The following is a 9,137-nucleotide window of genomic DNA, read 5'->3' as shown; positions in this document are numbered from 1 at the left end:
TTTGTCTCGAAATTTCTCAAGAAGAGGAAGTTTAGACTTTTCTGTCCAATTGGTTTATACTTTTTTGTCTTTTTACAGGTTTGTCTTGAACAAATGGTTTTTGCATAATAATCGCCTACTATTCGTAATATATAAGTTATATACATAAATGGTTATATAGTTATGTATATAACCATAATAGATGTATTGTTAAAAGTCAATATTGTTTGTGCGGAGTTTTCTATTTTTGGGGTAAAGGTGGGGGGATGCGATGAAGATTATTGCATTTTGGAGGAAACATTATTCGCTAAGCCCATTGTGAGATTTGCTAATAAGCAACACCAAAATGGGACACGGTGACAGGTACCGTGTCCCATTATTTTTTTACAGACAGTCTCTTTGAATGGATAAAAGGGACAGTCAACCTCTGTCCCAACTACAATTGTAGTCCAGTCCATTGCCAGTAGGAGAAATAGAATGTCATCATGACAAGGATATAGACTGGCATTAATATTGCACTAATTTTTAATAGGTTTTTAGCGTCATATGAATTTCCTTCATCTTCATAAAAGAGAAGTAATGCTTTTGAACTGACGGGAAATGTCACACAGTAGTTCATCCCTATTAAACTTAAAAACACAACCGCTGAAGGGTTTACTCCAATTGTTTCACTAAATAATAATAATCCCGGGATAAACACGATGGCCCGTGTGGTATGTGAAGTAATATATAAATGGCTTGAAACTGTTGCGACTAAAATGACCAAAACAATTAACCACTCTGGAGCAACTGTAAACAAATGCAGAAAGCTCAGTATTTCCTTTTCCAGCCATTTCACGACACCTGTTTCAACCAACATCTTTCCTAGGGCAGCGGCTGCTGCAACAAATAAAATCAAATTCCACGAAACTGACTTTATTCCTTGTTTCCAGTTAATGATTCCATAATTGGGCGTCATCACTAAGATGGCACCTACCATCGTAATAAAAGCAATATCATAGCCATGTACACTTTCTGTCATCCATCCGATTATTAAAAAAATCATCAAGATCAAGGTCTTTTTTTCCGTTCTATTCATCTGTTTCTTCAATAAAGATGTTTCAACAGATTGAGTGTTTTTCAACACTCTTAATTCATCCCTTGGCCATAGGAGCCATTTCACAGTAAAGAACGAAAGGGTTGTCATAACCAAAGCAAAGGGAAGCCCCCATATGAACCATTGGATAAAGGAAATGGATTGATGAACGGTGGTTTCAAGTAATCCAATTCCGATTAAATGAGATCCAGCTCCAATTAGGGTGGCGGACGTGCTCATTAAAATAATGATGGGAGCTAACAATGCAAACACACTTTGTTCTTTTTTCGTATATTTTTGGTTTAACTGATTGATAATTGGCATAGATAATGCTGCCCGACCGGAAGTAGACGGTATAAAAAATGCGGATGCGAACAAAATGGAACTCACCCCAGCTAGAACTTTTCCTTTATCTTTCGATTTGCTCAACAGCATCAGGGTGACTCGATCTGCTAATCCAGATTCTTTGACTGCTTCACCTATAATAAAAGATCCGATCATTAACCATACTACTTTTTCAGAGAGTGATTCATATAATAAATTCGGTTCTCCGGCATTCATGAGAATGGTGAACACGATCAGTGAAATAGCAACAAAGCCAGCTGGAATTTTTGTAGTAACCCATAATGTCATTGCAGATAAAAAAGTAAATAAAGCAATCTTTGAGCGATAATCCAAACCATCGATAAAGACAATACCTGCCAAGAAGAGAACATGTAAAACAACGAGAGCAAGCGGCTTTGAAATGGGCAGGACCGCAGATTTTAATGGTTGACTCTTTTCAATTTGTTTCTCCAATCCCGTAATCATGTTAAATAGACACTTTCTTTAACAGGTTTTTGTTTGCCATTCCCCAACCAATTGCGATTTTTCGTAATGCAGACTCCGTACTTTCCTCTATCCATTTCGGTGCTTTTTTCATGGCTAACTCCAAGGAAACAGGTCTTTTAATAATACTGCTATAAGCGTCTATACCTGCGTTATAGTTAAGTTTCGCTCCTTTTCCGATAGTTCCTGTAATAGCAATAACAGGTATATCATTCTTTTTCGCAATCCGGGCTACTTCGGCCGGGATTTTTCCGTTAGGAGTTTGAAAATCTAAACTCCCCTCAGCAGTAAAAACGATATCAGCATTTGAAATTGCTTCCTCAATATTAATAAAATTCATAATGATATCGAATCGTGGATGTAATGTTGCATTTGTAAATGCGAGTAATCCCGTACCCAAACCTCCAGATGCACCGCTACCTGGTAGTGAGCGAACATTCAATCCTGTTGCATCTTCAATGACAGTTGCATAATTTTCAAGCGCTGTTGATAAGACCTCAACCTGCTCTGAAGTAGCGCCTTTTTGGGGACCAAATATTCGTGCTACTCCTTTTTCTCCGCATAATACGTTCTTCCAGTTGCATGCTACATCGATGGTGACATACTTTAATCGACTATCTATATTCGTGGTTCTGAGTGAGTCGACTTCCAATAAATCCTCGCCTCCCATGATATGGACGAGTTGTTGCTCCTTATTTAAAAACTGAACCCCCAACGCCTGTGCCATCCCTGCACCTCCATCAGAAGTACCTGAATCTCCACAGCCAATTAAGATATGATCGACACCGAAATCAAGTGCAGCAATTATTAATTCTCCAACTCCATAGGTAGTAGTTCTTAATGGATTTCGTTGATTACGAGGCACTAGCTTCAACCCAGCTACAGCTGCCATTTCAATCACAGCGAAACGTCTACCACTTTCTTCATAAACGCCAAAATAACTACTGATTTTTTTCCCGACTGGTCCAGTTACCTTTTTATAAATTAAATCTCCACCTTTAATGCTAATAATAGTCTTTACAAATCCTTCCCCACCATCAACCATGGGGATTACTACAGGATCAATTGACGTATCAAAGCGCCTCACACCCCGTTCCATTGCCAAAGCAACTTCCTCTGCATCTAAACATTCCTTAAAACCCGAAGGCACAATAACAATTTTCATCTTAAAATCCTCCCATAAAACGTTTATACCTGTAATGTACCGTACAAAAATTAAAAGAGAATGAGAGAATTATGAGAAATCATTGAGCGACACAGGTCTCCTACCAGGGACACAGGGACAGGTCCCGCGTCCCACTATTTAAACCAGGTAATAGAAACATATGTTATTCCAAACGCGATTCAAGAACTACAAAGCAACTGAGAAAAAAGAAAGAAATAGTAATTCTTTGCTGAAGCACATAATTTGTCTTCCGATTGCTTGGAAGGTTTTTTATATGGCTGAATCTATGGATGGTTATGTACGATATATTGAGATATTTGTCCTAAATCCTTTAAACTCCGTCCGATAGATCTTACGTTTAGTCCTATATCTACAAAACTTAGTCCTATATCGTAGAGACAACTTTTTCCGTTAGTTGATTGCCTACTTGGTTTATTATATCTATCATCATCAAGCATCATATAGGACATTGTTTGTTAGGGGCTTCGACCTAGTGATTCCTATCACTAAAATTTTTGAGCAATTATCGTATGCTATAGGAAGGTGACATATGACTGGTGAAGGGGTGAAGTTGAATGTTGATAGAGGATCAAAATGTGAAGCTACTTAGTCCTCCGCTGCAAAAATTAAAGGATGAGCACGAGTCATTGAGGGCAATGATGAATCGTTTCTATGAGATTGCGGAAGAAATAGAATACAAATCTGGTCCCAAAGTGCTTGAACTGTTTTCAGAATTATACAAGCAGATTTCATCATTTAATATTGAGCTTAATGCACATTCAAAACGTGAGGATGAAGGACTGTTCCCAATGATGGACCGTCGTCTTGGTGATAAAGATCAAACCATCGGTACAATGGAATATGAGCATCGTAAAGCGGAAAAGCATTTACGAGATTTCCTTGATGAGGCTGCTCTAGTGGGAGAGGACATGGATGAATATGATGCACAAACTATTACAGTTTACGCAGTCCAAGCGTACGCAACCTTAACACAGCACTTCGCGAAGGAAGAAAATATGCTTTTTCCATTGGCTGAGAGAATATTGTCCACTGAAGAAAAAGCTGAGCTCGAACGATTACTACGAAATTAATAAAATATCATAAACGGTGACCGCGAAATATATAATGGTTCGAGGTCTTTTTTGTGGGTTTACACCGAATGGTATAATGCAGGTTTTTCCTATGATTTCCAAAAGTCATATCAAAAGAAGCGATTTTAAATCAACTTTTTCCAAGTATATACAAAAGTCCTAACATAAACCTTTTTTAAAGGTATATTTACCGCCTAATCCTTAAAGGACCGATAATAACCATGACAAAATAACTAAAATTTCTACCTTTTAAAAATTTTCACTGAAATCGATTGACAGAAACAAAAATTCCGTGTAATTTATATATCAACAACTAAATTACCATTTTATTCTTATCCAGAGAGGTGGAGGGACTGGCCCATCGAAGCCTCGGCAACAGACAATTGTACTGTGCCAATTCCAGCAAGCGTAAAGCTTGAAAGATAAGAAGAGCGTATGAAACGAATCACGTATGCCCTCTTCTTATTAGAAGAGGGCTTTTTAATTTTTATCAGTAAAAGTCATACTTCTACTGATAAAAATAAAGCCTCCGGCGGATGCCGCGATTTTTCAAAGGAAATTTTCGAGCAGTAAGATCAAAGACTAAGAACGCCACGTCCTGTGGCAACGTCTTTATGACCCACATCATGTGGGCCTAAAATCTGGCGCAAATACGCCAAGGCGCATTTGATTTTTTAGCCGCAGAACTGATTGCCATACTGGTCAACCAATGGCAATGAATCATATACATCTTGAACAAGGGGGAGTTGTATGGCGCAGCTTGATGAATCAAAGGTAAAGCATATTTTATCTACCTTGGAGAAATTGGATTTTGGATCTATTGTGATCACGGTTCACAATGGGGAAATTACCCAAATCGATGCAACAGAAAAGAAGCGTTTTTCCTTGCAAAAATCCACATCAACCCAAACTAAAACTAAGTAAATAACGTGCCGATTAGACGACTAAAGGCATCTTTATTTTCAAAGCGTCCAAAAAAGACGCTTTAGATAAAGATGCCTTTTTTATTCGTTTTTTTCTTGGAAAAGAGGGGATTCTTTACAAATAATCCGAAGTTAAACTCATTTAAATAAAAAAAGAAGACACAAGTGGAAGGATGATTAAAATGAGTGAAATCGTAATTTTATCAGGAAGTCCGTCTGAAAGTTCAAGAACGGATTTAGTCCTACAGTATGTTGGAAAAAAGCTGAAACAAGAGGGTTTCTCGGTCACATATGTATCTGTTAGAGATATTCCATTTGAGGACATTTTTAATCTGAGGTTTGATAGTCCTGCACTTAAGGATCTGACTTTACTCCTTCAAGGGGCTGAGGGAGTGATTGTAGGATCGCCCGTATACAAGGCAGCCTACACTGGGATTTTGAAGGCAGTACTAGATTTGCTTCCCCAAGATGTGCTGTCGCAGAAAACAGTATTACCAATCATGACAGGTGGAAGCCCAGCCCACTTACTTGCGATTGAGTTCAGCCTCAAACCATTATTGGCTGCATTAAAGGGGCAAAGCCAACAAGGAGTGTACTTCCAAGATTGCCATATCGATAAAACACAAGTAGTCAACCCAATAACGGACGAGAATGTGTTAGTGAGATTGAAAAAAGAGCTTTATTACTTTATTGAAACAGTAAATAAGAAAAAAGACTTTGCCTTGAAAAATTAATGGAAGAGGAGTTAATTAAAATGACGAAGAAAAGAATTTATTTAAATGCGTTTGATATGAATTGTGTGGGACATCAATCCCCAGGTCTATGGACACATCCAGAGGATCAATCCCATCGTTATAAAGACAGCGAGTATTGGATTGAACTCGCGAAGCTTTTAGAAAAGGGTAGATTCGATGCTATATTTCTAGCAGATGTACTAGGGCCATACGATGTGTATCAAGGTTCAAGAGATGCTGCAATCCGCCAAGGTACACAAACACCTGTCAATGATCCATCCCTTGTTGTACCGTTAATGTCAGCGGTGACGAAACATTTAGGATTTGGGGTTACTGCATCTGTTACTCATGAGCATCCATATACATTTGCTCGCAGGATGTCGACGCTCGATCATATTACAAAAGGGCGTGTAGGCTGGAATATTGTAACTTCATATTTAAAAAGTGCCGCTGTGAATATGGGCTTGGAAGATCAAATTAAACACGATGAGCGCTATGATATTGCCGATGAATACTTAGAAGTCTGCTATAAATTATGGGAAGGAAGTTGGGAGGATGATGCAGTTTTACTAGACAAACAGAATCGAATTTTTGCAGATCCAAGTAAGGTTCACGATATCAATCATGAAGGTAAGTATTATAAGGTTCCAGGTGCTCACCTTTGCGAACCTTCTCCACAACGAACACCAGTCCTTTACCAAGCCGGAACTTCTAGTAAGGGGCGGGCTTTTGCTGGTAAACATGCGGAATTAATTTTTATTGGGGCACCGACTAAAAATGCAGCTAAGCATTCCGTCAAGAAACTACGTGAAGAAGCAATCAAGGCTGGCAGAGCACCAGAGGAAATAAAAATACTTGCTTGTATTACTCCAATCGTTGGTCAAACAGCAGAAGAAGCACAAGATAAATACAATGAGTATCAAAAACACGTAAGCTATGAAGGGGCATTAGCACTTCTAGGTGGCTGGACTGGAATCGACTTTTCAGAGTATAGTCCAGATGAAAATTTAAAGTATGTGAAAAATGATGCGATTCAATCGACCGTTGAGAACTTTACAAAAATCGATTCTGATAAAAAATGGACGATTGATGAGATAAAGAAATACACCGGAATTGGCGGCCTTGGTCCTGTGACTGTTGGAAGTCCCGAACAGGTAGCTGATGATTTAGTGAGTTGGGTGGAAGAGACCGGAGTCGATGGATTTAACATTGCTTACGCAATTACACCTGGAACATTTAAAGATTTTATAGAGCTAGTTGTACCAGTATTACAGGAAAGAGGTCTTGTACGGAAAGAATACGAAGGTGACACATTAAGAGAAAGCCTGTTTGGACGTGGGAGCCAGTTGCCTGCCCATCATCCAGGAAAGCAATACTCAAAAAAGGCAGTACTAGCAGTAAAATAAGCTGTAAAAAATAGTAACAGTTAAGTCTTCGAAAATATTCGAAGGCTTTTCTATTTGGTATTTTTTGATTAACAATATAAAAGGAATTTAGATCAGAAACAATGAATATAGTGTTTAAAAGCTTAATATAGGGGGAGTTATGATGGGTTTTAATGAAGGGAAATATATTGAAGTCAATCCAGGGGTCGAATTGTTTGTACAAGATGTAGGAGAAGGGGAAGCTATTGTTTTCATTCCAGGTTTTACTTTTACGACAGAGGTTTTTAATAAGCAAGTTGAGTATTTTTCAAAAACCAACCGAGTAATTGTGATTGATCCAAGGAGCCACGGAAGATCAACTATTACTCCTCATGGAAATGATTATGTCACACACGGATCTGATTTAGCGACGGTTTTGCAAGCTTTGGATGTGAAAAATGCAACTATAGTAGGATGGTCGTTTGGTTGTTTCACAGTTTGGGAATATTTGAAGCAAAATAGTTCAGAAAACATTAAATCTATAATACTTGTGGATATGCCACCTAAATCTTTATCAGTAAATGAAGAAGTGTGGGTTGAAGGAAAATTAGATGATATTGCAGCAATCTATAACGGTTATTTACGTAATCCAACAGGACACAGAGATTTCATAACCAGTTATATTACCCAAGTAATGGTGCAGAGAGAACTTGAGAAAGATGAGCTAACATGGTTAGTAGAGCAATCTTTGAAAACCCCATATTACATCGCTGGTAATTTATTTGCCTCTGGTATGTTTTCGGATTATCGAGAGGAAGCCAAACAAGCTAGTAAAGCCGTTCCTACCTTAACCTTTGTTGCAGAGCACTGGGCGGATATTGCCGTAAAGTATACAAAACAATTAACACCAGAATCTCAAGTAAAGGTTCTTGGAGGTCATATGATGTTTTGGGAACATAGTGAAAAATTTAATGTGATTGTTAAAGATTTTCTAGATGAAAAATAAGAATTTATCCGTATGGAATAAGAGTGATTCATATCATAACAAAACGTTTTAAAAAATGGTCTAATGGGGGTAGATAATCATAATGGAGGTATAAAAATGGCTACAATAAAAATCGAAAAGAATGATCTAATCCTTGAAGCTGGACTAGAAGATTTAAAAACAATAATTGACGAAGCAACAGCTAATATTGATTTATATAAGGAAGAAATTGCTATTATATATGAGAAAATGCCGAAGTTTGATTATGTATATTTTTGCTTTTATGCGTACTCCACCTATCGTCTGTTAGAAAACGCCCTGAATTTCAACACTGATGAAGTTGATCATTTTCGCTTAATTGCACCCGAATCCTTCTACTATGCATTCTACGGCATAATCGCAACTCTGCATACGGAACACAATCTGAAAATTAAAGCATAATTAGAGAGAGCCCTTGGGCTCTCTCAGACTGTAGACAAACTCGATAAATTTCGAGTTTGCCTACAGTCTTTTTTAATTTACAATATTTATAGAGAATATTAGGGGTGATGGGAAAATGATGTCGAGAAATAATAACTTAGATAGAGAACAATTGGAAATGATTACAATAGATCAAGTCGTACCGCAAGATCATCTTGTGAGAAAGCTTGAAGCAGCTATTGATTTCTCCTTCATATACCCATTAGTTGAAAAACTTTATTCAACATTAGGCCGTCCAAGTATTGATCCAGTTGTGCTAATTAAAATGACATTTATTCAGTATGTATTTGGTATACGTTCAATGCGGCAAACAATAAAGGAAATTGAAACGAATGTAGCTTACCGTTGGTTTTTGGGTTTTAGTTTTCACACAAATGTTCCTCACTTTTCTACCTTCGGTAAAAATTATGAACGTCGTTTTAAGGATACAGATTTATTTGAACAGATCTTCTATCGTATTTTAAAAGAGATTACAGATAAGGACTTATTAAGCGCTGATCATGTATTCATTGA

At 37.6% G+C, this 9,137-nt stretch carries 10 protein-coding genes and 1 riboswitch; of the genes, 8 read left to right on the top strand and 2 right to left on the bottom strand.

Going from position 1 to position 9,137, the window contains the following annotated elements; all coding sequences use genetic code 11:
* Positions 1 to 415: 415 nt before the first annotated feature.
* Positions 416 to 1,864, bottom strand: coding sequence for an SLC13 family permease (locus ACR65M_RS25520; RefSeq protein ID WP_440274795.1), 1,449 nt, complete (start codon positions 1,862 to 1,864; stop codon positions 416 to 418).
* Position 1,865: 1 nt separating this feature from the next.
* Entirely contained in the window at positions 1,866 to 3,047 is a 1,182-nt protein-coding gene (locus tag ACR65M_RS25515) for a glycerate kinase family protein (RefSeq protein WP_440274794.1), read from the bottom strand.
* A gap of 575 nt (positions 3,048 to 3,622) precedes the next feature.
* On the opposite strand from ACR65M_RS25515, the gene ACR65M_RS25510 reads away from it, so the two are divergent.
* The 8 genes from ACR65M_RS25510 to ACR65M_RS25475 form a co-directional block, all read left to right on the top strand.
* Positions 3,623 to 4,138 carry a hemerythrin domain-containing protein gene (locus tag ACR65M_RS25510; protein WP_440274793.1) on the top strand — a complete coding sequence of 172 codons (516 nt, stop codon included), beginning with the start codon at positions 3,623 to 3,625 and terminating at the stop codon, positions 4,136 to 4,138.
* Between the two features lie 329 nt (positions 4,139 to 4,467).
* A riboswitch (SAM riboswitch) is annotated at positions 4,468 to 4,567 on the top strand.
* A gap of 6 nt (positions 4,568 to 4,573) precedes the next feature.
* Positions 4,574 to 4,711, top strand: a complete 138-nt coding sequence (locus tag ACR65M_RS25505; RefSeq protein WP_440274792.1) for a hypothetical protein — start codon at positions 4,574 to 4,576, stop codon at positions 4,709 to 4,711.
* A gap of 177 nt (positions 4,712 to 4,888) precedes the next feature.
* Positions 4,889 to 5,062 (top strand): DUF2292 domain-containing protein, encoded by a 174-nt coding sequence (locus ACR65M_RS25500; protein WP_121447758.1) that lies wholly within the window; start codon positions 4,889 to 4,891, stop codon positions 5,060 to 5,062.
* A 181-nt stretch (positions 5,063 to 5,243) separates the two neighbouring features.
* The gene (ssuE, locus tag ACR65M_RS25495; protein WP_440274791.1) at positions 5,244 to 5,795 is read left to right on the top strand and encodes an NADPH-dependent FMN reductase; all 552 of its coding nucleotides are present in this window, start codon (positions 5,244 to 5,246) and stop codon (positions 5,793 to 5,795) included.
* Between the two features lie 20 nt (positions 5,796 to 5,815).
* The gene (locus tag ACR65M_RS25490) at positions 5,816 to 7,201 is read left to right on the top strand and encodes an LLM class flavin-dependent oxidoreductase (RefSeq protein ID WP_440274790.1); all 1,386 of its coding nucleotides are present in this window, start codon (positions 5,816 to 5,818) and stop codon (positions 7,199 to 7,201) included.
* A gap of 142 nt (positions 7,202 to 7,343) precedes the next feature.
* The gene (locus tag ACR65M_RS25485) at positions 7,344 to 8,165 is read left to right on the top strand and encodes an alpha/beta fold hydrolase (protein WP_341332827.1); all 822 of its coding nucleotides are present in this window, start codon (positions 7,344 to 7,346) and stop codon (positions 8,163 to 8,165) included.
* Between the two features lie 96 nt (positions 8,166 to 8,261).
* Positions 8,262 to 8,585 carry a hypothetical protein gene (locus ACR65M_RS25480; protein ID WP_440274789.1) on the top strand — a complete coding sequence of 108 codons (324 nt, stop codon included), beginning with the start codon at positions 8,262 to 8,264 and terminating at the stop codon, positions 8,583 to 8,585.
* A gap of 115 nt (positions 8,586 to 8,700) precedes the next feature.
* Positions 8,701 to 9,137: transposase (locus ACR65M_RS25475; RefSeq protein WP_440274788.1), on the top strand; the 437-nt coding region annotated here is incomplete at its 3' end.

It is taken from the genome of Ferdinandcohnia sp. SAFN-114 (genome assembly GCF_059415045.1).
The sequence above is the reverse complement of the archived record's forward strand: the minus strand, read 5'-3'. Positions and strand labels throughout refer to the sequence as shown.